Annotated in this window: 19 protein-coding genes and 4 tRNA genes; 11 read left to right on the top strand and 12 right to left on the bottom strand. The window is 44.7% G+C overall.

The features are described 5' to 3' along the window. Window positions 1-190 precede the first annotated feature (190 nt). From VXP95_RS02275 to VXP95_RS02245, 7 genes are all read left to right on the top strand, one after another. Window positions 191-266 (top strand) — tRNA-Glu (locus VXP95_RS02275). A 114-nt stretch (window positions 267-380) separates the two neighbouring features. Next, window positions 381-1,793, top strand: coding sequence for an amino acid permease (locus VXP95_RS02270; protein WP_416711313.1), 1,413 nt, complete (start codon window positions 381-383; stop codon window positions 1,791-1,793). Between the two features lie 233 nt (window positions 1,794-2,026). Then, a complete protein-coding gene (locus tag VXP95_RS02265; RefSeq protein WP_064095557.1) occupies window positions 2,027-2,932 on the top strand; it encodes an alpha/beta fold hydrolase in 906 nt (301 codons plus the stop codon). Between the two features lie 131 nt (window positions 2,933-3,063). Then, window positions 3,064-3,139, top strand: a tRNA-Glu gene (locus tag VXP95_RS02260). 24 nt (window positions 3,140-3,163) lie between these two features. After that, window positions 3,164-3,239 (top strand) — tRNA-Glu (locus VXP95_RS02255). A 46-nt stretch (window positions 3,240-3,285) separates the two neighbouring features. After that, a tRNA-Glu gene (locus VXP95_RS02250) sits at window positions 3,286-3,361 on the top strand. A gap of 305 nt (window positions 3,362-3,666) precedes the next feature. Then, a complete protein-coding gene (locus VXP95_RS02245; RefSeq protein WP_416711311.1) occupies window positions 3,667-5,088 on the top strand; it encodes an iron-containing redox enzyme family protein in 1,422 nt (473 codons plus the stop codon). Between the two features lie 66 nt (window positions 5,089-5,154). Here VXP95_RS02245 and VXP95_RS02240 read toward each other — a convergent pair whose 3' ends face one another. The 5 genes from VXP95_RS02240 to VXP95_RS02220 all read right to left on the bottom strand — a co-directional run bounded on the left by VXP95_RS02240 (window position 5,155) and on the right by VXP95_RS02220 (window position 13,756). Then, a complete protein-coding gene (locus VXP95_RS02240) occupies window positions 5,155-6,399 on the bottom strand; it encodes an NADH:flavin oxidoreductase/NADH oxidase family protein (protein WP_416711310.1) in 1,245 nt (414 codons plus the stop codon). Between the two features lie 130 nt (window positions 6,400-6,529). After that, on the bottom strand, window positions 6,530-7,540 hold the full coding sequence (locus VXP95_RS02235; protein WP_416679918.1) for an ABC transporter permease: 1,011 nt from the start codon (window positions 7,538-7,540) through the stop codon (window positions 6,530-6,532). Then, window positions 7,540-8,586: a microcin C ABC transporter permease YejB gene (yejB, locus tag VXP95_RS02230; RefSeq protein WP_416711309.1), complete on the bottom strand. Its 1,047-nt coding sequence runs from the start codon at window positions 8,584-8,586 to the stop codon at window positions 7,540-7,542. The genes VXP95_RS02235 and yejB overlap by 1 nt, the downstream gene beginning before the upstream one ends. 24 nt (window positions 8,587-8,610) lie before the next feature. After that, window positions 8,611-10,452, bottom strand: coding sequence for an extracellular solute-binding protein (locus VXP95_RS02225; RefSeq protein WP_416711308.1), 1,842 nt, complete (start codon window positions 10,450-10,452; stop codon window positions 8,611-8,613). A gap of 10 nt (window positions 10,453-10,462) precedes the next feature. After that, window positions 10,463-13,756, bottom strand: a complete 3,294-nt coding sequence (locus tag VXP95_RS02220; protein ID WP_416711307.1) for a LysM peptidoglycan-binding domain-containing protein — start codon at window positions 13,754-13,756, stop codon at window positions 10,463-10,465. A gap of 207 nt (window positions 13,757-13,963) precedes the next feature. On the opposite strand from VXP95_RS02220, the gene dnaQ reads away from it, so the two are divergent. From dnaQ to nudC, 3 genes are all read left to right on the top strand, one after another. Beyond that, window positions 13,964-15,349, top strand: coding sequence for a DNA polymerase III subunit epsilon (dnaQ, locus tag VXP95_RS02215; protein WP_144724451.1), 1,386 nt, complete (start codon window positions 13,964-13,966; stop codon window positions 15,347-15,349). Between the two features lie 125 nt (window positions 15,350-15,474). After that, a complete protein-coding gene (locus tag VXP95_RS02210; protein ID WP_416711305.1) occupies window positions 15,475-17,121 on the top strand; it encodes a chemotaxis protein in 1,647 nt (548 codons plus the stop codon). Then, a complete protein-coding gene (gene nudC / locus VXP95_RS02205; RefSeq protein WP_416679911.1) occupies window positions 17,121-17,897 on the top strand; it encodes an NAD(+) diphosphatase in 777 nt (258 codons plus the stop codon). Before VXP95_RS02210 ends, nudC begins: the two co-directional genes overlap by 1 nt. Window positions 17,898-18,004: 107 nt before the next feature. Here the strand turns inward: nudC and VXP95_RS02200 are convergent, their stop codons facing one another. The 4 genes from VXP95_RS02200 to VXP95_RS02185 all read right to left on the bottom strand — a co-directional run bounded on the left by VXP95_RS02200 (window position 18,005) and on the right by VXP95_RS02185 (window position 21,081). Beyond that, the gene (locus VXP95_RS02200) at window positions 18,005-18,886 is read right to left on the bottom strand and encodes an alpha/beta hydrolase (RefSeq protein ID WP_416705203.1); all 882 of its coding nucleotides are present in this window, start codon (window positions 18,884-18,886) and stop codon (window positions 18,005-18,007) included. Continuing rightward, a complete protein-coding gene (locus VXP95_RS02195) occupies window positions 18,876-19,562 on the bottom strand; it encodes a BON domain-containing protein (protein WP_064095568.1) in 687 nt (228 codons plus the stop codon). Before VXP95_RS02195 ends, VXP95_RS02200 begins: the two co-directional genes overlap by 11 nt. A gap of 131 nt (window positions 19,563-19,693) precedes the next feature. Further along, entirely contained in the window at window positions 19,694-20,110 is a 417-nt protein-coding gene (locus tag VXP95_RS02190) for a YraN family protein (protein ID WP_416680035.1), read from the bottom strand. Between the two features lie 11 nt (window positions 20,111-20,121). Further along, entirely contained in the window at window positions 20,122-21,081 is a 960-nt protein-coding gene (locus tag VXP95_RS02185; RefSeq protein ID WP_416711304.1) for a penicillin-binding protein activator, read from the bottom strand. 10 nt (window positions 21,082-21,091) lie between these two features. Between VXP95_RS02185 and rsmI the strand changes: the two genes are divergently transcribed. Beyond that, window positions 21,092-21,934, top strand: a complete 843-nt coding sequence (rsmI, locus tag VXP95_RS02180; RefSeq protein ID WP_064101450.1) for a 16S rRNA (cytidine(1402)-2'-O)-methyltransferase — start codon at window positions 21,092-21,094, stop codon at window positions 21,932-21,934. Window positions 21,935-22,024: 90 nt separating this feature from the next. On the opposite strand, the gene VXP95_RS02175 is transcribed toward rsmI, so the two are convergent. The 3 genes from VXP95_RS02175 to ubiH form a co-directional block, all read right to left on the bottom strand. Beyond that, window positions 22,025-22,279, bottom strand: a complete 255-nt coding sequence (locus VXP95_RS02175) for a hypothetical protein (protein ID WP_004646359.1) — start codon at window positions 22,277-22,279, stop codon at window positions 22,025-22,027. Window positions 22,280-22,453: 174 nt separating this feature from the next. After that, window positions 22,454-23,701 carry an FAD-dependent monooxygenase gene (locus VXP95_RS02170; RefSeq protein WP_416711302.1) on the bottom strand — a complete coding sequence of 416 codons (1,248 nt, stop codon included), beginning with the start codon at window positions 23,699-23,701 and terminating at the stop codon, window positions 22,454-22,456. Then, window positions 23,698-24,906 (bottom strand): 2-octaprenyl-6-methoxyphenyl hydroxylase, encoded by a 1,209-nt coding sequence (gene ubiH / locus VXP95_RS02165; RefSeq protein WP_416679905.1) that lies wholly within the window; start codon window positions 24,904-24,906, stop codon window positions 23,698-23,700. The genes VXP95_RS02170 and ubiH overlap by 4 nt, the downstream gene beginning before the upstream one ends. Window positions 24,907-25,609: the final 703 nt, after the last annotated feature.

Here is a 25,609-nt window from a genome sequence, read left to right as displayed (position 1 = left end):
TTTTTCTCTCTTTAATAAACCCAATTTCGATTGGGTTTATTTTTTATAATCTGCAAATCTGTTCAGAAAATAATATCTTAATAAAATAAAGTTTTTGTTTTGCCTAATGTTTAAACTGTTAAATGAATTTTAGCAAAAACCCTTTTGACAAAACCCGGCTTAATCCTTAATATACGCATCACCTCGCAACGTCCCTATCGTCTAGAGGCCTAGGACATCGCCCTTTCACGGCGGTAACCGGGGTTCGAATCCCCGTAGGGACGCCATCTATTGATCTCATACGATCAGACCTTATTCGAAATTACTATTATTCGATTGCAGATTTGTAGTTTTTCACTACAATAGCTCGCTTCATTCCTTTGAAGTATTTCTTATTTCCTATGCACTCATCTCCGAATGATGCTACGCATCAGGGCAATTCTGCGCCTTTAAAACGCGCTATGAGTACACGACATCTGGTCATGATTTCGCTGGGTGGCGCAATCGGAACAGGCCTATTTTTAGGGTCGGGTGAAGTCATTGCACAAACGGGGCCTGTAGGTGCCATTCTCGCTTATCTCCTGGGCGGTATTATCGCGTACATGGTGATGCTATGTTTGGGCGAACTTGCCGTCTACATGCCAGAATCTGGTTCATTTGGCGCTTATGCCAAACGTTATATCGGACCAGGTACAGGCTATACCATCACCTGGTTATACTGGCTGACGTGGTCGGTCACTCTCGGAACTGAATTTACTGCAGCTGCCTTGCTGATGCAGGAATGGTTCCCGGATATTTCCATGTGGTTATGGACCATTATCTTTGGTGTATTCGTATTTAGTCTAAATATGATTTCAACCCGCTGGTTTGCCGAATCCGAATTCTGGCTGGCACTGGTCAAAGTGGTCACGGTTGTTGCTTTTATTCTTTTAGGCCTATTGGCCATATTTGGTGTTTTGGGCTATCAGGGATATGAAGCCGCTCCTTTATTTACCAATCTGACTGCACAGGGCTGGTTCCCTGAAGGTCTGTTCCCGATTTTTGCGACGATGCTGATTGTGAACTTCGCCTTCTCTGGCACCGAGTTGATTGGTGTGGCTGCGGGTGAGACTGAAAACCCTGCCAAAAATGTTCCTAAAGCGATTAATACTGCGATTTTCCGCTTATTAATTTTCTTTGTAGGTACGATTATTGTGGTAACAGCTTTACTTCCGCATCAGGAAGCGGGCTTAGCTGCGGAAGGCGTAAGTAGCAGTCCATTCGTAACAGTATTTCAGCATATTGGTATTCCTTATGCTGAAGATATCATCCGTTTTGTGATTATCACTGCATTGCTGTCTGCTGCCAACTCGGGCCTGTTTGCTGCTTCACGTATGATGTGGTCATTGTCATATAGCAAACAGTTGCCTGCAATATTCTCAAGACTCAATGCTCGCGGTGTACCGTATATTGCAGTCATGGTAACTATGCTGGGTGCATTGCCAGGTTTATTGTCTGAACAGTTTGCGCCAGAGACTATCTTTACCAACTTGCTGGGCGTCGCGGCGTTTACCATGGTGGTGGTCTGGATGAGTATCTGCTTAAGCCAGTTCAACTTCCGTCGTCAGTGGTATAAACAAGGTCATACTGCCAAAGAACTGGGCTTCGCTGCACCATTGTTCCCGATTGTGCCAATCCTGGGCTTTGTGTTCTGTTTTATTACCTGTATCAGTATGGTCTTTGATCCATCAATGCGGATCAGCTTCATAGGCTGTCTGATATTTATCGCGTTATGTTATGCAAGTTACTACAAGTTCTATCACAATAAAGCTTAAATCTTAAAGCACATAAAAGAGCAGCTCCGGCTGCTCTTTTTGTCAATATATCTTTAATTCAAATCTATACATTTCCTGCTTTGCTTTTATCTGTTCCCATAAATATACATATGTCTGTTAATCCTTGTTTTATCAAAAAAATTTAAAACATTAATACTACAAGAAGCGCCGGTTCAGCTGAGGCAAGATTTTTATACTATGGGTATAAAACTGTCGGTCTCAGTAAGGCATCGATGAAAATTGTTTTTATTCATGGCATGAACAAGCAAGATTATACAGCTACTTCATTACGGCAACACTGGCTGCATCTTCTCAAAAAAGGCCTGCGCAAAAATTCGCACCAGCAAGCTCGTTTCACTTATTTAAAACGGCATATCCGCATCCCTTTTTATGGAGATTTACTCTCTCAGCATCATTTGCGTAATCTGCTTAGTGGAAATATTTTAATGCCACAGCAGTGGCCGCATTTTCCCTTCCTGCATCCAGTTCAGCGGCAACCCACGCCACCTGTAGATCAGCGTATCAATCAAATTTGTGACGTCCCACAATTGAACCTTGATGATGCACTCAAGTTCAACCAGAAACTGAGGTTCATCACAGCGTTAAGCAAGGATATTGCTTTACGCGATTTTGTGATACTCCTTAATTATTTTCCCCGCTTGCATGCCAGTTTGTTGCAAAAATTTTTACAGGAAACTTATCTTTACTTGGCCAATCCAGAGTTTATGCAGGAAGTTCACCTTCGCATTCATCATCAACTATATAGCAGCAAACCACAGATTGTAGTGGCACATTCGCTTGGCACCGTGATTGCCTATAATTATTTGATTGAGCACCCGGAACTAAATATTAAACGTTTTATTACCCTCGGATCACCACTGGCATTTCGGGTCATCCAAGCCCATCTCCAGCAACCGATCACACGACCTGCTGCCATTTCAGGCGATTGGATAAATTTTTATTCACCTGATGATTTTCTCACTGCATTTCCACTCTCAAAAAGCCCTTTTAACTTTCAACCTAACATTATCAATCAGGAAATTCGTACTTTTGTGGAACGCCCACATGACGTTGAAGGTTATTTACAGCATCCGAAAGTATTAACTGCCATGCTGGAATTGCTTAAAAATCCAGCTTAATTCAGGTAATTTTCCTCTATTTCAACAAGATTGTTTTAAATTTACGCACTCAACCCGTAAAATCATTTTTTTTATGGAAATGCGTTTGACACCCCCCTGTTTTCACCCTATTATACGCCCACCTCTGAAACGTCCCTATCGTCTAGAGGCCTAGGACATCGCCCTTTCACGGCGGTAACCGGGGTTCGAATCCCCGTAGGGACGCCAATTTTCAGAAGTACATTTTATTAAGTCCCTATCGTCTAGAGGCCTAGGACATCGCCCTTTCACGGCGGTAACCGGGGTTCGAATCCCCGTAGGGACGCCATTACTTCCAGCTAAAAGTAAGGGTTTTAAAATTTATCTTCTGTACTGTCCCTATCGTCTAGAGGCCTAGGACATCGCCCTTTCACGGCGGTAACCGGGGTTCGAATCCCCGTAGGGACGCCATATTCGAGATGATTATCTTATAAATGATCTTCTCACAAAAAAGCTCAGGCATTGCGACCTGGGCTTTTTTTTATCACTTAGAAACCTCAATTCTATTTTTACCGCTCGTTCAAATTCTGTGGTTACTTTCCTGAATGCCAACCCATTCTTAATTTTATTATTTGTATTTTTTTACATTTCTATGCACAGAAATATCCGTTCATTTTCATTTAAAGCAATACATCAATAAATTAGAACAAAAATTCAACACCCTGATTTTAGAGCTCACGTTAAGGTAAATAAAAGAAATCTGCAAGGATCAGATTATGTTCTTCAGCACAGAGTTAAGTTTACCTTTATCGCCGAATAAAAATCATAATTTTCAATTTAAAAGCTTTAAGGATTGGGTCGACTTTTTTCAAGATACTGAAATTTCGATATATGCCAAAACCGAACAAGCCGAATCTTATTTGAGCGATCTGATTAAAAATTTAAAGATTGATACTCTCGGATGGTTAGATCAGCCTGCACAGGTTGAACAGCATCTTCTAGAACAACATCATCAGGTTTGTGCGACTTTCCAGGCCTATGTCAACCGCCGGAAACAGCACCAAGCCCGGGAATATTTTCCGACGGTTTCCCATTCTTTCGAATTCCTTGCGAAAGTAGCACCAGTCAAACTGGTCGATGGTGCCTGGTTATATTCGACCGTACCGAATTGCAATCAGCCCGAGCTAAAAGATTTGATTTACATCTATCTGGAAGAACTCGGCCTAGGGCATCCGCGTGCCAACCATGTCACCATGTATCAGGACCTGTTGAGTCATTATGAGCTGAACAGTTATGCCCAGCATTTGGATGACAGTTACTATGAACAGGCTGCAGTACAGTTGGCACTGGCTTATGCCCCGGCCAAATATCTACCTCTGGTCATTGGTTTTAATCTCGGTTATGAACAGTTACCGCTGCATCTGTTAATCACCAATTATGAACTGGCTGAACTGGGTATCGATCCGCATTATTTCAATGTGCACATTACTATTGATAATGCTCACAATGGTCATGCGCAGAAATCTCTGCAAGCATTTATCCAGCATTTTAATCATGCTGAAGATTCACAAGCTTATCTGGATCTGATTAAAAAAGGCTATGTTCTAAATGACCTTGGTAGAAGTTCTTCCCAAATCATCAAGAAACTGGACATTGAGCAGATGGCTTTAAAAGTGTTCCAGAATAAAGCGCTGATTGGTCAATATATTCATAATCAGAAATGCCAGTTTAGTGGCAAGACCATTAATGACTGGTTATCCGATCCTGCCCAGATTAGCGAGTTTTTGCAGGTCATGATTGACAAAGGCTGGATCGTGAAAGATACGCCAGTAGAACAAAGCCGTTTCTGGAAAATGATAGATCATCCGGAAGGTAAAATGTTTGGGGTCTTTAATGCGACCGAAAAACAGATTATTAAAGACTGGATTCAGGGTGCAGGCTTGGCAACTCGCCTGTCCTCACGTAGTACAGTCCCATCACAGGCAAAAATTGAACCTGCCATGAGCCGCATGGACCAGCAGCGCTTGAATCAGTTAAAAAGCCGCTTCATGCGCTGTGAAGGTGTGGAACAGAAAATTGATTTACTGATTCCTTATACTGCGCCACATATGCACCACACCGAAATAGGCTTATGGGCGACTCGTCAGTTAAGCCAGTTATTATTTCCTTTCCAGACCCAGGCGATGCATTATTCCTAAAGCACTCCTAAGTGCCAGAAATTAAAAAAACCGGACATTTGCAGTGTCCGGTTTTTTTAATATAAATTAAGCCGATTTTCGTGAGTTTAATTGTCCCTTGATCACCGCTTTGACATTGCCTTTCAGATACTGCAAAAAGACTTTTAGTGGTGACAGCTTTGGATTAGGCTGCTTGCCTTTGGCAATTTCCTTAAACTGCGCGGCATACCAGATGATTTCCATAATCGCCATCTTGTCGACCATTGGAATACCGGTTTTAATTTTCTCAACTGCATAACGTACATCCTGCCCTGCAACCAGACGATTGCCCAAGTCAGGTTCTACCGCAAAGGGACGTGCAATCCCGATAAAATCACAAGCACCACTGTCAAGCGCGGCATTCATGCCTTCAACTGTTCGGAATCCACCAGTGACCATGATATGGCACTTCACTTCCTGACGGATTTTTTCGGCAAAATCCAGGAAATAGGCTTCACGGGCTATGGTCGAGGCCTTGCGCTTTTCTGCTTTCACGCCGGCCATCGCAGGTGCTTCATAGCTACCACCTGACACTTCAATGATATCGATGCCTGCAGCGTCCATCGCCTTAAAGACATAGATGACATCTTCTTCGCTAATACCACCGCGCTGGAAATCAGCTGAATTCAGCTTAACCGAAATAATAAAATTTTCCGAAGTCGCAGCACGAACAGCCTGATAGGTTTGCAGCAAGAAACGGGTACGATTCTCAATACTACCCCCCCATTGATCCTGACGCTTATTGGTCAGCGGTGACAGAAATTGGCTAATCAGATAACCATGTGCCCCATGCAACTGCACCCCCTCAAATCCTGCTTTTTCACAGATGGCAGCCGAAGTGGCAAAGCGCTGGATAATATCCAGGATTTCATCTTCACGCAGTTCCCGTGGGGTTCCAAAGCTCATTGCCAAAGCCGGACTAAATGGGACTACGGACGGTGCAACCGTTTCTTTATTCAGGCCTTTGGGACACTGGCGGCCCGGGTGCGACAACTGGACCAGTTGTACCATGCCATGCTGTTTGCCTACGTCGGCCCAGACTTTGAGCTGCGCCAGATCGCGTTCTGTTTCTACCACTACGACGCCCGGTTCATTCTTGGCACGATAATCCACCATGACATTACCCGTAATAGCACAACCCAAGCCACCTTCGGCCCATGCTTCATACAACTTGAAATGCGCCTGATTGGGTTGGCCGGCATCATTGGCCAGTGCTTCACTCATGGCACCTTTAATGATGCGGTTTTTAAAAGTGATATTGCGAATTTGAATGGAATCGGCCAATTGAGTCATGATCTGTCCTGATACGTTACTTTTATTTTGTACTCGTTTATAACGTAAGCCAGAACAATTGACAATCAGTCTTGTCAAATTTACACAATTTTTATCTGCTTATTTTTTCATAGTTAAAGATTTTTGTGATTTAGTTTCTTGGATCAAAAGCATCCCGTACCGCTTCTCCCATATAGATCAGCAAACTCAGTACAATCGCCAAACTAAAGAATCCCGACAATGCCAGCCACGGCGCATTTAAGTTGTTTTTGGCCTGAAGCAAGAGTTCCCCTAGGGATGCCGAATCGGGTGGCAAACCATACCCTAAAAAATCCAGCGCTGTCAGTGCAGTAATATTGGCGGTTAGCATAAAAGGTAACTGTGACAGGCTAGAACCTATCACATTGGGGAGAATATGTTTGAACATGATCCGTCCATCCCCGGCCCCGATACTTTTTGCTGCCCAGACATATTCCAGATTTCTGGCGCGCAAAAACTCAGCGCGCACCATACTCACCAGTGTGGTCCAGCCAAATAACAGCATGATCAGAAATAGCCAGTAAATACTCGGGGTAAACAGACTGACCAGTACCATCACCATAAACAGCATCGGCAAACCGCTCCAGACTTCGAGTATGCGTTGCCCGATCAGGTCAATCCATCCACCATAATAACCCTGAATTGCCCCTGCTAAAATTCCCAACGCTGCAGACAATAAAGTCAGAGCAAAACCAAACAGTAATGAAATCCTTAAGCCATATAGAATCCGTGCCAGAACGTCACGGCCCTGGTCATCTGTTCCCAGCCAGTTTTGCGCACTCGGGGGCGAAGGCACTGGTTTAGCCAGTTCAAAATTTGGCGTTTGATAGGAAAACGGAATGATGGGCCAGATCGCCCAGCCTTTTTCTGCAATCAGTTGCTGCACAGCCGGATCTTTATATTCTGCTTCTGTCTCAAATACTCCACCAAACGTGGTTTCCGGATAGGATTTCAGGATGGGCAGATAAAAAGCATGATCATATTTCACCAGTAAGGGCTTATCGTTAGCAATCAGTTCTGCACCCAAGGAAATGATGAAAATAGCACTGAAAATAATAAAGCAGCTAAAGCCCAGCTTATGCTGCTTAAAACGTTGCCAGCGTGCTTGCATCAAGGAAGACATTATGGTGATCCTCGACGTGAACTGAAATGAATCCTTGGATCAATCAGTTGATACAGCAAATCGCTGAGTAAACGCAGCAGCAGGCCGAGCAAGGTAAAGATAAACAAAGTACCAAAAATCACCGGATAGTCACGCTGGATAATCGCCTCAAAACCTAAAACGCCTAACCCATCCAGATTAAAGATAATCTCGATGAACAGGTTGCCCACGAAAAACACCCCGATCAGAACTTCGGGCAAACCTGCGATAAGCACTAAAATGGCATTCCGGAATACATGCCGATACAGTACTGCATGTTCAGTTAAACCTTTGGCCCGCGCAGCCAGGACATATTGTTTGCTCAGCTCTTCCACAAAAGAAAATTTCACCAGATAAGTTAAACTGGCAAATCCACCAAGCACCATGGCCAACAGCGGCAAGGCCATATGCCAGAAATAATCCTGAATTTTCGCAAAGAATGAGAGTTCTGCAAAATTTTCAGAGCGAATGCCCTGCAAGGGAAACCAGTGCAGATAAGACCCGCCAGCAAAAAATACGATGAGTAAAATGGCAAAAATAAAGGCTGGAATGGCATAGCCCACGGCCAACACTAGAGAGGTAGTCTGATCAAACAGACTACCATGTTTTCGGGCTTTTCTGATACCTAAAGGAATGGAGACCAGATAAATCAGCAAAGTACTCCACAGGCCTAAAGAAAGCGATACTGGCAATTTTTCCCAGATGAGCTCAGTCACAGGTTTGTCTTTGAAAAAACTCTGCCCCAGATCAAACTGCGCATAACGCGTTACCATTTCCCAAAAGCGGATATGCAGCGGTTGGTCAAAGCCGTACTGGATATTGATCTGCTCAAGCATCTCCGGTGTGAGGCCTTGCTTTCCCTGATACTGCAATCCGGTATGCGCCAAACCATTAATCTGTTGCGCCTGATAAATCGCCTGCTCCACCGGACCACCGGGTGCCAGCTGGATCACCATGAAATTGATCAGCAAAATGATCAGCAAGGTTGGAATCATCAGCAACAGACGTTTGAGAATATAAGTGCTCATGGCACTCCCTGATAGGCTTGGAGCTTAATGCTGTTTGAAATAATCAGCCACATGTCTGGCCTTTGCCGCATCGACCCACCAGTAATCAATCCCGGTAGAGAGTTTAGGTTTTCGTTGCGGCTGCTGATACATATTCCAGTAAGCATACCAGTATTCGCCCGTACCATAAGTCAGAATATGATAATAGCCTGCACGCAGTAAACGGTCTAATGCTCGGGTACTATTCACCAGCTGTTCACGGTTTTGAGCCTGAGTTACCTGCTGAATGACTCCATCAATGGCCGGATTTCGAATGCCAGCATAATTATAATTACCTGGCTGCGTGGCGGCCTGACTGCCCCAGAACTGTTTCTGCTCCTGCCCCGGTGTCAGGGATTGCGGCATGGTATCGACAATCATATCAAACTGATAATTCCGCAGCCGTTCATAATATTGCACGGTTTCTACCATACGAATACTGGCCTGAATACCCAAGCGTTTTAAATGACGTAGATATGGCATCAGATCACGCTGCTGTTCCGCCTGATGCAACAGGAATTCAATCTGTACCGGTTGATCCGCAGCATTGATCAGCTTTCCCTGTTGATAACGATAGCCTGCCTTTAATAGCAATTGACGGGCTTTTAACACATTGTTCCGGTTAAAACCGGAGGCATCTGACTGAGGATATTTCCAGTCCTGCAGTACAGCCTGACGTTGAACCGGATCAAGCTGCTTTAAATGGGGTTTTAAAATGTGCAGTTCTTGAACACTTGGCCGTCCATGAGATGCAAGCTCGCTATTGGAAAAAAAGCTGTTCAGGCGCTGATATTCACCATAGAACATGGCTTTATTCAGCCATTCAAAGTCATAGGCAAAACTCAAGGCTTGGCGGAAACGGATATCGGCAAAAGGCTGGCGGCGGGTATTGAATATCAGACTCTGGGTCGGAATCGGGTTGTGATGCTGAAAGCGGTAACGCTGCACCTGTCCTTGCCGAACGGCGGGAAACTGGTAGTCTTTCACCCAGCGGTTGACCTGTCTTTCCTCATGCAAAGTAAATTGGCCCGACTTGAAAGCTTCGAACTTGATTTCAGGACTACGATAATAACGATACTTGATCCGGTCAAAATTATAACGTCCGCGGTTGACCATCAAGTCTTTGCCCCAGTATCGGGGATTGCGTTTGTAGCTAATACTACGTCCAGCATCTATGTATTCAATGACATAAGGCCCTGAACCCAGTATCGGTTTCAACGTCAATTCTTTAAAATTACGTTTTTGCCATTCCTGTTTAGAATAAATGGGCATCTGCGCGACAATCATCGCCATTTCCGGATTATGTCCGGATTTAAAATGCATTTTGACCTGTAAAGGTGACAGGACTTCCAGCCGGTTTAAATCAGCCAGATACATCTGCAGGCCAAAATTGGACTGGGTCTGAAACAACTTAAAACTGTATTTAACATCTTGTGCAGTTACCGGCTGGCCATTGCTAAACCGTGCTTTCGGATTTAAATGAAAAATAATAAACGCGGTTTTCTTGGGGTCAAAACTGACTTTTTCTGCCAGCAAGGGATAGTACACACCGGGCTCATCTAGTGACTTGGACAGCAAACTGTCAAAAATATAGTTGATCCCCTCAGTGACATTACCCTTGCCATTCATGCTGTTCAAATTATCGAAACTGCCATCAGCTGCCAGAATCAGCGTACCGCCTTTCGGCGCTTGCGGATTGGCATAAGGCAGGGATTTGGCTTGGGCATATTTCGGCTGGTTATATAGCGCGATATATGGGGTGGTAATCAGGGCTGCCCAACTGCTACTCACGAGCAGCGGGGCTAGCCAGATCAACCTGAAAGTTTTAAATAAATGCGCGAATCTCATGATTCATTCATTAATTCGGCACTTTAATCACATCACCAATACGCAATTGTGTATTCGGTTTGAGATCATTCATTTCCGCCAGTTCATTGCTGTTCAGACCATAACGTGAGGCCAGACCGATTAAGGTATCACCGCGTTTGACTTTATAATCCGTCACCAGTTTTGGAATCTGAATGGTTTGACTGACACGCAATCCTGCGCGTGGACTCAGATTATTTAACTGAGCCAGGTCGGTCACGCTTATGCCTAAACGGCTGGCAATTGCATTCAGGGATTCACCTGATTTTACTGTATAGGATTCAGTTGCCTTAGAAGCTACAGGCTTAGCTGCCACTTTCACATCTTCAACTTTTTTATCTACCGGAAAGTCACCCTCAATTTTTAAACGCTGACCGATACGCACTGTGCTATTGGTATTCAGGCCGTTTAAATCTGCCAGATATTTCAGTTGTAAATGATACTGACGCGCAATAGAGCTTAAGGTTTCACCTGATTTCACCACATGCGAATCCGATTTTGCATTCTTCGTCGGAGTTTCAGCAACCACTTCCCGTACCGGTTCTGCGACTTCACCACTTAGTTTCAGGCGCTGTCCTACACGCAAGCCGGCATTACGTGACATGCCATTCAGGCTCGCCACCTGGTCCATTGACAGATTGTATTTTGCGGCAATGCCGGTCAGCGTATCACCCGCTTGAACCGTATAGGTTTCAGGGATTTGACTACCGGCTGGAATCTTGATGGTCTGACCTATACGTAAACCACTATTGGCAGACAACCCATTCAGTGCAGCCAGTTCAGAGACACTCAGCTTGCTTTGACTGGCAATGCTATATAGGGTTTCACCGCGTTTGACCTGATAGTTTTCAGTCGCAGTCTGATCGACTTTGACATTTTCAAACTTCTGCTCAGTTTTCTGGCTAGATGCCGTTAGCCCTTCAACTTCCTGAAGTGGTACATTGATTTTCTGACCCACCATCAGACTGCTACCGGCAGTCAGACCTGAAGTCAAAGATGCCAGTTCAGCATTTGAAAGCCCGTAACGATCGGCAATCAGTTTCAGATACTCACCCCGTTTCACTGTATAGGATTTGGTCTGAACCTTGGCAGTTTCAGCTTTTTTAATCTCTTCAGCTTTGGCTTTGGATTGCCCTGTATCTTTCAATGACAGCTTTTGCCCAACAAACAGACCGCTATTGGTACTCAGTCCATTAAAATCAGCCAGTTGTTTCACACTAAAACCAAACTGATTCGCTACGCTGGTTAGGGAATCATTGGCCTGAACCACATAGTTTTCCGGTTTTTCTTTGGTTGCAGTTGCTTCCTGTACAGGTTTGGCATCATACAGATAAATGGTGGTGCCCACATATAGCGGAGAATTTGGATCAATCTGGTTCCATTTTGCCACATCACGCCAGTTCACCCCATTTTTAGCTGCAATCAAAGCCAGATTATCGCCTGCTACGACCTTATAGGTACTGCGTTTGCCTTTTGGAGCGACCACTACCACTTCAGAATCCGTCTTGACGAAATTTTTGCCCTGATTTAGCTTGGCTTCAACAGAGTTTGCGGTGGTATTTTCAGCAACCTCTTTTGGATAAGAGAAGCCTTTGGTCAGTTCCTTGCCTTGCTGCTCGGCCACAGACAGGCTGGTTTGAATGGCAGTCAGCTTGATTTTACCGTCATAAGGATCAACAATTTCTGTGCCAGCCGGCGCCAATGCTTTCAGCTCTTCAACCACTTCGGCCTGTTCTGCCGGTGTTGCAACAGGCTGCAGAATTTCATCTACAGTTTTCTGAATATCCTGTGCGATGACCGCCTGCTGAACTTGTTGACGCTCAGCTACAGAAATCGGTGGTTCGACCTGAATTTGTTTCGCTGGCGCTGCAGGTGTTACAGCTACCGGAATACGCGGCGCACTTGGAATTGGCAAATCACTTTGTGCCGCAAAACTGGCTAAAGCAGATGAGCCTTTAGGCGTCGAAATCTTTTTCGTGGTCTGGGTCACAGTATGTGCTGTGGTCGTCGTACTTACAGCAGCTGTTACCACGGGTGCAGTCGTGACATTTCTTGCCGGAGTTGTCGTTTTGGCAACGGTCGTTGCTGGCTGATTACTAGCAACTGCTGGCGGAGTCTGTTTAGAAGGTGTAATCGTTTTCGTATTTAATTCTGGCGGTGCAGCTCTGCTGGGCACCACTGTCGTCGTATTTCTAGGCAGGCTGCTCGTGTTACTCGCCCATAAACCGCCTGAGCCGGATAGTTTTTTCAGCTTCTCATCCACTGAAGGACTTAGGTCAGCAGGAATCAGAATACGACGTGGACTGGAAGGATCAATATGATCACCACGATGACCCGGGTTTAATTGATACAGTTCTGCACGGCTTAGACCAGTGATGGCTGCAATTTCATTTAAACTGGCAACACCGACCGGTACTTCACGGAAATGCGGACGGTTGGCAATCGGTGGCAAGCTCACCCCATAGCTGCCTGGATTTTTAATAATCTGTGCAACTGCCAAGAAACGTGGCACATAGCTCATGGTTTCTTGTGGCAATTTCAATGACCAATAATCGGTAGGCAGACCTGCAGCTTTGTTGCGGTTAATCGCCTGCTGGATACGGCCTGGGCCGGCATTATAAGAAGCAAGTGCCAATTCCCAAGAACCAAACTGATTATACAGACTGCCCAAAAACTCATAGGCTGCACGGGTCGATTCCACGACATCACGACGACCATCGTATAAAGGGGTCTGCTTTAAACCATAAATACGGCCGGTACTTGGAATAAACTGCCATAAACCTGCCGCTGCCGCACTACTGGTCGCTGCCGGGTCATAGGAACTTTCAATAATCGGTAACAGCGCCAACTCGGTCGGCATGCCACGGCGTTCTGCTTCTTTTACCGTATAATACAAATAGCGTGATGCACGGGCACTTAAGCGGTCCAGATAAGGCTGACGCGAAATAAACCAGCCGCGCTGTGCATCAATCCGTGGATTCCAGACACTTAAATTCATCTTGAAACCTACAGTCATGCGCTTCCAGACATCACCATGTTTCAGAATCTGTAAACGGTCACCCTCAACTGCACGCATATCTGTTGCAGAAAGTAAATCTTCCAGTCCATCCAGACTGCTGCCATCCAGATATTGAGATCCAACCTGCTTGCTTTTTGCTGTTTGGTTCGCATTATGTGTAGACGAACAGCCCGTCAGTCCCAGAGACGCAAGTGCAGCTCCCAGTACAGAAAATTTCAAGAAAGTCGGTAATGTCGGCTGCCACAAGTTTGTGGTTGGTTTATACATAAAGAAATCCAAACAACTCGTATATAAATTTATTTTTTAGATATGCCATTGTAGTGAAGCATGTCGAAGACACAAGGCAATAATTTACCGCGATTTCACGTTAAATGTTACAAGAAATTAAAAAATCCGGAACATATAGATTGATCGACTGCATTTGCGCTATACAATAACCCTTCCAGTTTGTTCCATTTTGATCGGATTTAATTTATGTCACACACTATCACACTTTATGTTGATGGCGCCTGCCGCGGCAACCCGGGTTTAGGTGGTTGGGGGGCATATATTGTGAATGAACAGCAAGAATACAAAATATATGGTGGTGAAGACCATACCACCAACAACCGCATGGAACTGACGGCTGCCATTGAGGGCATTCTGTTTTGTGACAAGCAAGACAAACTGGTGATCTATACCGACTCCAACTATGTCAAACAAGGTATTACCGAATGGATTCATGGCTGGAAGAGGAAAAACTGGAAAGACGTCAAAAATCCTGACCTGTGGCAAAAACTGGATGCAGTCTGTCAGGGACGAGAAATTGAATGGCACTGGGTTAAAGGCCATGCTGGGCACCCAGGTAATGAAATGGCCGATCAGTTAGCCAATCTGGGTGCCGATGAAACCCTGAAAAAATCCAAGCAAAGCCCTTCAATTTCTGAAGATAAAAAAAAATCTGAACCAGACTGGCTGCTAGATGATCCTTTCGGTCTGGATCTGGCCGAGAGTGAAGAAGAACTGGAAGAGCTGTCCGAAGACATCATCGAAGTGACTGTTGAAGAAATTGTACAGACTGAAGTTTTAGCAGCGGACAGCAATGAAGATACTTCATCTTCAGACGCATCTGCCGCGGCTCAATTACATCCGCAAATTGTGATTACGCCGGCCAAGTTACAGCTACATGGCCCACGTCAATTGATTCTGGATACGGAAACCACCGGTTTTTATTATCAGGATGGTGACCGGATCATTGAAGTGGGTGCCCTTGAGATGATTAACCGGAAGCTTACCGGAAGCTCGATTCATATCTATATTAATCCGAAAAAACCGGTCGGTGATTCTGTCAATGTCCACGGTATTACCGATGAATTCCTGCAAGACAAACCGCTGTTTGAAGAAATTTCCCAGGTGCTGTTTGACTATTTGCACGGTGCGGAAATCATTGCGCATAACGCGGCCTTCGATATGAACTTCCTGGATATGGAATTCAAACGCGCAGGTTTTAAAGCACTCTCCGAGGTCTGTGAAGTCACCGACACTCTGGCACTGGCCAAGTCCAAGCATCCTGGACAGAAAAATTCACTGGATGCACTCGTGCGCCGTTACGAGATTCCACAACGCGACCGTACCTTCCACGGTGCCTTGCTCGATGCGGAAATCCTGTCCGATGTTTATCTGGCCATGACCGGTGGACAGGTCTCTTTTGATATTGATGCCCTGTCTCAGTCGGAAGAGCAGAACAGTCGCTCCGGGATGGCTAGGGTTGAAATTGATTTACCCCTGATTCTTCCATCAGAACAGGAATTGCAGGAACATGAGAAATGGGTCAAACATTTCGAAGAAAAACATGGAACTGCTTGCCTTTTCGCGAAATAAAATCTACATTTCCGGGGATACTTTAGGTTTAAAACTATCGTTCTTCAGTTATAGTAAATACAAAGAGGTCCCGCAGTTTGAAGCGGGGCTCATATATAGATAATACTTCAGGAAAGGTGCAGATCATGTCTTACCAAACCTCTATACATTTTGATCCAACAGCCTTACTGATAATAAAAAATGAGGTTGATAACTCGATCAAGTTAGTCGAATCAGCAGTAAGCACCTTGGTAGAAGATCAGACTTTACCTTTTGGCATTGATGATGCATTAACTCAGTTTGAACAATGCGCCCAGGTTCTGGCTCTGATCGACATGTCCAGTCTGGCAAAAATCGCTCAATATTCAGCAGAACTGATGCGCAAGATCATGGGGAATCCAGCGCAGGTTAATACTCAGGATGTCATTGCCTTGAGTGAAGGCACCACCATGCTGAAACGCTATATCGAATTCATCTGCCTGCGTGAAGTGAAAATTCCACAATTTTTGCTAGATACCCTGAACCGCCTGGAACTGGCTTTAGATAAACCGCTGACAACTGAAGGCCAGCATGTAGAATCCTTACTGGATTGCATTACTCCTGACTTTGCATTGCCACAAGCGCCAGGTCTGGAAAAATCCGAATATGTACACTGCCTGTATAAGCTGTCACTGAACAAGCTGATTACTCAGGAAGAAAGTGAACTGGATCTGCAAGCCATCAAACTGGTAGGAGCCTATCTGGCTGGACTTTCCGAACAGCATGATGGCAGCAAGCAGTACTGGAATCTGGTCTATGTTGCCTTCAATAATATCGAGCATCTGATCATTAATGAGCCACGTCTACGCACCTTGGTGGGCATTGAACGTAACATGGCACAGTATTTTAGCTCGGCAGACAGTTTCAAGGCTTCGCTGGCTGATCTGGCCAATGTGCTCAGCCTGTGTATCAGTCAGGAAGATGAAACTGCGCAGTCTATCCGCAGCCAACTGAATGTGAGCGATGACCTGCTGACCGATATGCAATTACAGGTCTTCAGTCGCCATCTATATGGTCCAGACTTTGAAACCATGCATACCATCAGCGAATTGGTGACCACGGAAATGGCGCAAATTCGTAATGACATCGAGTTCAACTATCACAGCATGACACCTGAAAAGACCCAGGAATTACAGGCTCAACTGAATAATCTGGCCAATATCTTCAAGGTGTTGAACCTGAATGAAGCCTATCATGACCTGACCCGTCAGGCTGCTACACTGAGCCAGCCGGAGATGATGCAGGATGCCAGTTTTGCCCAGCAGTTAATGAATGTCATTCTGTCTGCCATGAACTCGATTGGCGTACTGGAGCGTCATCATACTTCGAGCCGTTTGCAGCTGCGCGTCAATAACATGAATATTTCCCTGGACCGTCTGGATGAAGCACATGCTGCTTTGCTCAGTGAAACCAAGGCACTGATTGAACTTTCCAGCCAGATTCTCAGCAATTACTTGCAAGACCAGGACTTGGCTGCCCTTGAAGCTGTACCCGTACAGTTTTACGAGATTGGCGGCGCCATGCTATTCCTGAATGCGGAACATGTTCGTACTGCTTTCGTCACAACTGCGGAATTTATCAAAAACCGTATTGATCTGTCGATTGCATTAAGTCCAGAAGAAATTCATCGTGCTCTAGACACCCTGGCCAGTGCCGACATGATGATTGATAACTTAAAGAACAAACAGCCTGTATTACAGACCATGTTTCAGGTAGCATTGGACAGTAGCGAAAAACTCAAAATAGTTGCCTAATGTCCAAATTATCACTTGCTTATATTTTTCAACAACAGCAACTGCTGGTCGATCAACACTTTCAACTTCCACGGGTTGAAGCCTTAGCAAGTGATTTGCTACTCCACACGGGTGATCAGGTGATTGCCCGTGACCTCCTTCCCGATGAGCCAATTCCTCCAGGCTTGCAACTGCTTCCCATCCGTCAGCTGTTACAGTTCTGGAATACCCGGCAATTTGAACAGGCCAGCCGTGCGGTACAGCTTTTAGAATGGCGTCGTAACCATAAATTTTGCAGTCATTGTGGCACAGCCACTGAAGCACATGCTGTTGAATATGCCATGGTCTGTCCATCCTGCAACTACCGTCAATATCCACGGGTACAGCCTTGCGTTATTACCATCATTACCCGAGGTAAAGACGAGATTTTACTGGCTAAAAATGCACGTAATACCAAAAGCCAGATGCATGGACTGATTGCCGGTTTCGTTGAAGTGGGTGAAACCCTGGAAGATGCAGTACGTCGTGAAACGCTGGAAGAAGTCGGTTTAAAGCTCAAGAATATTCAGTATCTGGCCAGCCAGCCCTGGCCTTTCCCAAGCAACCTGATGATTGCCTTCAAGGCAGAATATGCTGGCGGTGAGCTACAGCTGCAGGAAGAGGAAATTAGTGATGCGCAATTCTTCAAATTCGATCAGCTGCCGGAAATTCCATTCAAAGGTAGTATTGCCCATGCCATGATAATGCATGTGACTCAAGGCACGCCCGTCGCAGACGACACTAAAACCTGGCTATAAGCCTGTACTTAAAAGTAAATTTTTCAAGGCTTAAAAAAAGAACCCAGTGGATAATCGCCCTAGGTTCTTTTTTTTATGTGTTGCTACAGGGTTATCCAGCTATCAGCTCAGGATTTAAATGCATCTTCGAGCGCCCAAAGCACCTGAGACTTGGTCTGGAAAAAGCGGCTAAACAAACTGGAGAGTGAACCCACGATCGTAATATGGCCAAGTTTCGGAATGTGAATCAAATGGCTATGATTGCCCTTCTCTTTCAGTACGCGGACCAAATCATGGCTATTGAAATGCCCGACAATCTTGTCTTTTTCGGCAATAAACAGATAATGCCGGGTTGAGCTATTTCTAACAAAATAATAAGGCATGACCTGCTGATAAGGTACTGCCTGATCAAATGCACCTGCACAGATCGGATCATTTTTATAATCAAAATGATAAGGCCCTGCCAGACCAATAATCGCCCGGATTTGATTATGATCAATAGTGGCAGATTGCGGATGATACAAGGCAGACATCACATTGAATGCGCCGGCAGAATGTCCCATCAAGACCAGATTTTCAGCACAGATCTTCAACTGCTCAGCCGACTGCTGCAAATGATTTAGCAACAAATGCAGATCATGAATATAGGTGGGGAAAATATGCTGTGGTGCCAGATGATAATTCATCACCACTACATCATAACCTTCTTTGGCAAAGGACTCGCCAATAAACTGGTAATCCTTTTTATCGCCATGCAACCATGCACCGCCATGTACAAACACAATCAGGGGACGATGGGGCAAAGGCTGATGACTTCGAAACAGGTCAAAGCGTTGTCGGGATTTCAGACCATAGGCCAATTGGGTTTCGACCATATAACCCTGTTTCGGGGTTAAACGATTTAAAGCATAACTGCCAAAATCGTATAACCGGAAATCTTGATAATGTTGCTGAAACTGCAGAATACGCTGTGAGATTTGGGTTTTAAACTGGCCGACCTTATGGTTCATAGGTCGGTTCAACCGTATCAGGATCAATGGCAACCGGTGTCTGTTCAATACCTGGCTGTGCATATGCCGGTGCAGCAAAATTCTGACTGGCCAGACTTGAGGATTGCTCAACATTATCGATCAGGGTCACGATTTTAGTAACATTGCCTACCTGCTGTAACACCTGATTCAGGTCAGTAATCTCGGCACTGTTTAAACGTCCCATCACATACAATATGCCATCTTCAGTATGAACATGCACCTTGCTATCTGCAACTACAGGCGCCTTCATAATTAAACCGCGGGTATTTGCAGTCACCGCAGTATCCTGCATGATAGTGCTATAGCTGATCTGATTACCGACAGTAATAAAATTATGAACTGCCTTCACATCACTCATGGATTTGACATTGTCTTCGGCCAATTGTTTCAGATGGGCATCTGGCACCTGACCGGTCAGCAGGACATTGCCATGAAAACTTTCAATATTGACCCGGGCCTGCTTAAAGCGCGAGTCCAGTTTATAAAGATTAATTTTTGCAGTACGGACAATCGAGGAATCAATAAATACCTGCCCCAAGGTACGCGCCCCACTTTCAGTTCCGACAGGAGCCGTACCTGTGCCGCTGGAAATAAAACTGGCACAACCTGATAAACTTGCGACACACAGCATTGTTATTGCAATACGCTTAACCACTCAGCAAGACTCCTTCATTTTATTACGTCTTTTCAATCTAATCATCTTTTCCAAGCTCAGATCATGGCAATTCTGCTTGAACTTTACAACGATCTTGAAGCAAATATAAGCATCTTTAGATCTTATTTTGTTTAAAGGTTAATAAACTCTTGATCAAAAGTAAAAGCATTTTCAATCCATTCCAGATCATAAGGGTATTGCGAAAAGTCATGCTGTAGGGTTTTTGCAAATTGCTGTTTAAAATCAAAACAAATCACGTCAAAACGATAGTAATAGTGTGCAAATTGTGGATTTTTCTGAATAAAACACATGGCTGTCTTGAGCATCTTGCCCTGTTTCGCTCTGGAAACCGATTCAATGGCTTGTGCGTATCCAGTTTGTGCACGTGCCTTGACTTCCACAAAGACCAGCTCCTGATCACGTACCAGAATCAGATCCAGCTCGCCATAGCGACTGTGATAATTGGCTGTCAGGAACTGAAATCCATGGTTTTGCATCAATTGGGCCGCTTGCTGCTCTGCCCATGCACCTAGTTGCTGTCGTAGCATTCCTCTTTCGCTCATAGTAGCTTGACGCCTGTGCCACTATACTGAAAACATTGTGGACTACGCTGAATACTATGGTCCGTGATTTCAATCCGGCCAGTTCTACCCTGAAATTCAATATGCTGTAAATGTGGTTGTGACAGGTACTGCTGGGTAATCTGCCAGGCATCTCCCCCGAAGGCAATCAGCCGCTGATAGGACATATCTATCGGCTCTTTGGCATAGGCCTGTACAACATCTGGCCAGTCAGCCAGATAAAGTACCGGAACATCACAGAACTTGATCCCTTTCGGGGGTCTATGCTGCTCGCTGATCGCATTGGCCACGGTATACATCCGTTTATGGCTTAATTCAGGTATGGCAGCCAGCCCTTCTGCATTGCCGAGGTATAACAGCCCTTGTTGTGGCATTAAAAAAATCGGCGCCTTGTTCACGATATTAAATTTCAGATCACTTTGACTGAACAATGACATCAGCAACAGTTCATGCTCGGCTTCACTGCCCGGCTGGCGTAAAATCAGCAGCTGTTGAATTCCATCTTTGTGCAATAAGGTTTTTAAGGCAGCGGCATCTTCTTTTTTGGACAGGCTGAATTGCCAGACTTGGGGTGATGACCCTGCTACATCATTCAGGCTGAGGGTACGTACTTTAGGTTTGCTCTTGAGTAGTTGTTCCACATCGCTACGTGCCAATGGACCCACCACCATTTTGGTCTTTTTATTGACATGCTGTTTCAGTAGCTGGGAGATATTTTTCTGATTGGAATTGACCCATTTTAATGGAACTTTCTGCCCGGAAGTAGTATAGGCACTGAGAAAACCCTGTTTGATACTCGATGCAGCTCGCGCCAAAGGCCCGGATTCGGGTAGAATGATCAGCACTTCTGCTTGTACGCTGCTGATGTAGCTGACTAAACACAAGCCCAATATTTTATTTTTAATCTTCCATTTTTTATTATTCAATTTATTCCACATGGAGAAACCTATGAGTGCTCAGTTATTTGTTGTTGCGACTCCAATCGGGCACTTAGATGATATTAGTTATCGTGCAATTCAGGTGTTAAAGTCGGTGAGTCTTATTGCTGCTGAGGATACACGAACTTCAGCACAATTACTTAAACACTTTAATATTCAAACACCTCTGACTGCCTGTCATGAGCATAATGAAAGCAACAAGATTGATCAGCTGATCCAACGCCTGCTGAATGGCGAAGATATGGCCCTGATCAGTGATGCTGGCACTCCCCTGATTAGCGACCCTGGCTTTAAATTTGTCCGTGCTGCACAAGCGCATAATATTCGCGTGATTCCTGTACCTGGTGCTTGTGCGGCTATTGCTGCCTTAAGTGCTGTTGGCTTGCCGAGTGACCGCTTCAGCTTTGAAGGTTTTCTGCCATCCAGACAAAGTCAGCGCCTGCTGAATCTGGAAAAACTGAAAGATGAAACCCAGACTTTAATTTTCTATGAAGCACCGCATCGGATTCTGGAGTCCGTTAAAGATATGGCCAGCGTTTTCGGAGCAGATCGCCCGGTCGGTTTTGCGCGTGAGATTACCAAGACCTTTGAAACTATCAAGAAAATGACCTTGGGTGAACTAGTCGAATTCATTAGCAATGATCACAATCAGCAAAAAGGCGAAATTGTTCTGGTGATTGGCGGCGCCACCGAAGAAAAAGATCTGGATCAGGAAAAGCTGGATAAATTATTGAATCGCCTATTACAGGACCTTTCGGTCAAAGCTGCTTCACAACTGGCGGCAGATTTAACCGGAATCAAAAAGAAAGTCGCTTATCAACGTGCTTTAGAACTGACTTCGGCAAACGACTAATTGCTTTAGATATTTCTATCTCATTTTGGTTTGCAAAAAAACACCACATTGAATGTGGTGTTTTTTATAAGAAACAAGTTAATCAATAACTTATTCTTTGGCTACTGATTCATCTGCCGGCACTTCAACAATACGACCACCACTAGCAAGGAAAGCCGCAATCTCGTCTTCAAGTGCTTGACGCTTTTTCAGCTTTGCAGTGACGGTCAAAGTTTCAGCTTCTACAAGATCGGTATCACTGACGACCTCTGTGCTATCGACCGCGCCTTTTTCAGCGGCTTTTGCTTCATCATCGTCAACAATTGAATCTTCAACGTCATCATCATAATCATTCATGTCTGTCATTTGCATCTCCCCAAAAATGGCCCTCGCTTGGTATTCCAAGTCAGGTATCGAATTAAGTGAAATTTAGCAATCTCTTTGACCTTCGCCTAGTACCAAAACTCAAAAAATCGTATCTTTTTTAAACAAAAACGTTACTCTTTATTGGCATTTGTTTAAAAAATTTACATTTCTCCCTTAAGCTGCGTAGCGTGTGTCTTTGAGTAAACTCAGGCCGTTGGCCTGTGACATAAATGCATCTTTTAATATTGGCTGATTTTCTACCTGTTTTAAACCAAAATTACGTACCCAAACCATTGGGAAGAATGAGGTCGTTTCCATCCAGCCAATCGCAGACATGCTATGCATCATGGCATCGTTTTGACCTTTACGGCGATGTTCATAGCGTTTGAGGGTTTGCTCATGTGCCCATACGCCACGCGCCTGATCATGCAGTAAAACATCACAGAGCACTGCAGCATCCAGACAGCCAATATTCACCCCTTGACCTGCCAACGGATGAATCACATGTGCCGCATCTCCAATCAGGGCTAAACCGTCTTGAACATATTGCTGAGCGGCACGGGCTTTTAAAGGGAAAGTGGCACGTGATGTCGCCTGCAATACTTCACCCAACATATGCTGACTTTCACGGGTTAATAGCTGAGTAAATTCAGCATCTGGGAGCGCTGCATATTCCTCAGCATAATCCTCTGGCAAGGTCCAGACAATTGATTGCCAGTGTCCCTGCTCTTCTGGATTAAGGCTGGCCATAGGTAAAAAAGCCAGAGGGCCAGTTTCGAGAAAAATCTGACGTGCCATGTGCTGATGAGGCTGTGCAGTTTTAATGGCACAACTGATGCCTGCCTGTTTATAGTCCACTACATCAATGTCGATGAACGCTTGCTCACGAACAAAGGAATTGGCACCATCGGCACCGATCACCAGCTTGGTTTTAAGCTGAGTGCCATCGGCCAGATGAATGATCCACACACCGACGCCACGTTCCATACGACTAACTTTAACCTGTGTTCTATAATCTTGAACATCTTCCAGCATCTTTTGCTGAATGGCCAAATTCAAAATGCTTGGTTCCACCATCGAGCCTAAAGCCTGCTCTACCGATAGTGTTTTTTCTGAATACTGGCCAAAATTAATTTCTCCATAGCCATTTTTATTCCAGACCTGCATGCCGGTATAAGGCTGCTGACGTGCTAAATTTTCCCAGACACCCACCGTTTTTAATAGGTGAATGGTTGCCTGACTTAAAGCCAGGACACGCGGATTAGCCACCCTTAAGGTTTTATCTGCATCCAGAATTGGCGCTGCATCCAGAACTGTAGGCTGCACGCCCCCTTGGGCCAGCAATAGCGCAGTGAGCCCGCCTACCAACCCACCACCAATAATGACAACGTCTAATATTTCGTTAGTTTGATTTAAGCTCATGCTTTTAACCCCATGGCATAATTTGCAACGAGTGGCTTGATGCCTGGAATCGTATCAAAGGCGACTAAACCTGTATTACGCATCAATCTTAAAAACGGATTCTGGTTACTGAAACCGCGTACCACTGAATCACAGAACTTGATCACACGCTGCTGGTCACTGAGACGGGATTTCTCATAGTCTAGCAATATTGCAGCATCGCCCAAGTCTGCGCCTTGTGCCTGCTGCTCTTTCAGGTAACGCACCAATACATGCGCATCACGCATACACAGGTTAAAACCCTGTCCAGCGACCGGATGAATCGTATGTGCTGCATTACCCATGAGCACTACACGACCAACAGCCTGCTTTTCAGCTAACACTTGAGATAAGGGAAAACTGAACCGTTTTCCGGTTTTCTGGAATTTTCCGGCACGATCGCCATACGTGTCCTGCAAGGCATCCAGAAAATGCTGGTCATTTTCATCTCCCAACCATTCTCCTTCAGTACCTTTTTTCACAGGCCAGACCACTGAACGGCGATACTCACCCGGTAAGGGCAACAGTGCCAAAGGGCCTAAATGACTGAAACGCTCAAAACCCACATGACCATGTGGCTTCGACGTTTGTACTGTGGTCACAATCGCGACCTGATCATAATCATGTTCTGATGCACCAATACCCAAAGCCTTACGACAGAAAGAATCCCGCCCATCGGCGGCAATAACCAGTTTGGACTGTAATTTCAGTAGAGATTCGCCACGATGCGCTTCGATATAAGCAAACTCTGCATCTTGAGTCAGTGAGCTCACCTGCACACCATCAATCAGTTCAATCAATGGCTCTTTTTTGACTTGAGTGAGAAGCACCCGACCGAGCCAAGCATTTTCAATGACCTGACCAAAGCTTTCGACTTTTTCCTGCTCGGCTTTCAGTCGGGCCTTACCAAAGCTGCCCTGTTCGGTAATATTCACTTCCAGAATTGGGGTAGCATGCTCTTGCAAGGCATTCCAAAGTCCAAGCTCCTGATAGATTTGTACGCTACGACGTGACAAGGCGCTATTACGTGCATCAAAACTGGAATGATATGGCGCAAGATTTTCATCATCATAATTTGGGTATTTGATGGCTTCCAAAAGTTTGACTGCAATATTAGTTTTCGCCAACATTAATGCGAGGCTTAAGCCCACCATCCCACCACCGACAATGATGACTTCTTGTTGCATGCTGTAATCCTTTCAATGTCGTATCTATACAGATAGATACTTATAATCATGATGGATTTTATATTACATCATGACTCGAGATTTTGACATTGTGATACATGCTGTTGTTGTAGCTTGTTTTGACCTCAATGTTCTGCTGTCTGGCAGACCAGACAAAGGCTGAAATGCATTACTATTAAAAATACCCAGTCAATCAGCTTAGCTCTTATTTAAAAGAAAAAATTAGAATTCATTTTCAAAACTGTAGAAAAAATTAAAGTGAATAAAAATCTACCCAAAATAATTTTATATTTTTAATAGATCATTTTTCTAAGATATCTTTTTATAAAATTGAAGATTTTAAAAAGGATTAATAAAATTTCAGCTTCTATTTCTTCCAACAAGCTCGCTGAGCTAATAATTGGTTTGTTTGTCTTGAATAGTGACTACGATCCAATCTTCTAGGTAAAGTGTTATCTCTATAAATAATTCCATTTTGACAACTACTTCCCAGACAACGCAGTCCATGCTTATCAGTAACTTCATCTATGGCATTGGTATAGGGAATAGGTCCTGTGGTATTCAGCACACCACTCCAGCCATATCCAAATTTAATAGGCTTTGTTGCACAAAGATTTAAAAGACAACACTCTGCTCATTTGAACAGAATTCAAGTGACAACTTGGGTATGAGGACGACCTAATTCTGTAAATTTGTTCAATAC

Origin of the sequence: Acinetobacter sp. 226, assembly GCF_048147925.1 — a bacterium.
GTDB lineage: Bacteria > Pseudomonadota > Gammaproteobacteria > Pseudomonadales > Moraxellaceae > Acinetobacter > Acinetobacter pecorum.
The sequence above is the reverse complement of the archived record's forward strand: the minus strand, read 5'-3'. Positions and strand labels throughout refer to the sequence as shown.

Excerpts from the sequence above, each read along its gene's own strand:
- VXP95_RS02235 (WP_416679918.1), bottom strand. The coding sequence starts at position 7,540 with ATGTCTTCCTTGATGCAAGCACGCTGGCAACGTTTTAAGCAGCATAAG.
- VXP95_RS02220 (WP_416711307.1), bottom strand. The coding sequence starts at position 13,756 with ATGTATAAACCAACCACAAACTTGTGGCAGCCGACATTACCGACTTTC.
- VXP95_RS02225 (WP_416711308.1), bottom strand. The coding sequence starts at position 10,452 with ATGAGATTCGCGCATTTATTTAAAACTTTCAGGTTGATCTGGCTAGCC.
- VXP95_RS02170 (WP_416711302.1), bottom strand. The coding sequence starts at position 23,701 with ATGAGCTTAAATCAAACTAACGAAATATTAGACGTTGTCATTATTGGT.
- VXP95_RS02265 (WP_064095557.1), top strand. The coding sequence starts at position 2,027 with ATGAAAATTGTTTTTATTCATGGCATGAACAAGCAAGATTATACAGCT.
- VXP95_RS02190 (WP_416680035.1), bottom strand. The coding sequence starts at position 20,110 with ATGCTACGACAGCAACTAGGTGCATGGGCAGAGCAGCAAGCGGCCCAA.
- yejB (WP_416711309.1), bottom strand. The coding sequence starts at position 8,586 with ATGAGCACTTATATTCTCAAACGTCTGTTGCTGATGATTCCAACCTTG.
- VXP95_RS02175 (WP_004646359.1), bottom strand. The coding sequence starts at position 22,279 with ATGACAGACATGAATGATTATGATGATGACGTTGAAGATTCAATTGTT.
- rsmI (WP_064101450.1), top strand. The coding sequence starts at position 21,092 with ATGAGTGCTCAGTTATTTGTTGTTGCGACTCCAATCGGGCACTTAGAT.
- VXP95_RS02210 (WP_416711305.1), top strand. The coding sequence starts at position 15,475 with ATGTCTTACCAAACCTCTATACATTTTGATCCAACAGCCTTACTGATA.
- VXP95_RS02200 (WP_416705203.1), bottom strand. The coding sequence starts at position 18,886 with ATGAACCATAAGGTCGGCCAGTTTAAAACCCAAATCTCACAGCGTATT.
- VXP95_RS02185 (WP_416711304.1), bottom strand. The coding sequence starts at position 21,081 with ATGTGGAATAAATTGAATAATAAAAAATGGAAGATTAAAAATAAAATA.
- VXP95_RS02270 (WP_416711313.1), top strand. The coding sequence starts at position 381 with ATGCACTCATCTCCGAATGATGCTACGCATCAGGGCAATTCTGCGCCT.
- VXP95_RS02245 (WP_416711311.1), top strand. The coding sequence starts at position 3,667 with ATGTTCTTCAGCACAGAGTTAAGTTTACCTTTATCGCCGAATAAAAAT.
- nudC (WP_416679911.1), top strand. The coding sequence starts at position 17,121 with ATGTCCAAATTATCACTTGCTTATATTTTTCAACAACAGCAACTGCTG.
- dnaQ (WP_144724451.1), top strand. The coding sequence starts at position 13,964 with ATGTCACACACTATCACACTTTATGTTGATGGCGCCTGCCGCGGCAAC.
- ubiH (WP_416679905.1), bottom strand. The coding sequence starts at position 24,906 with ATGCAACAAGAAGTCATCATTGTCGGTGGTGGGATGGTGGGCTTAAGC.
- VXP95_RS02240 (WP_416711310.1), bottom strand. The coding sequence starts at position 6,399 with ATGACTCAATTGGCCGATTCCATTCAAATTCGCAATATCACTTTTAAA.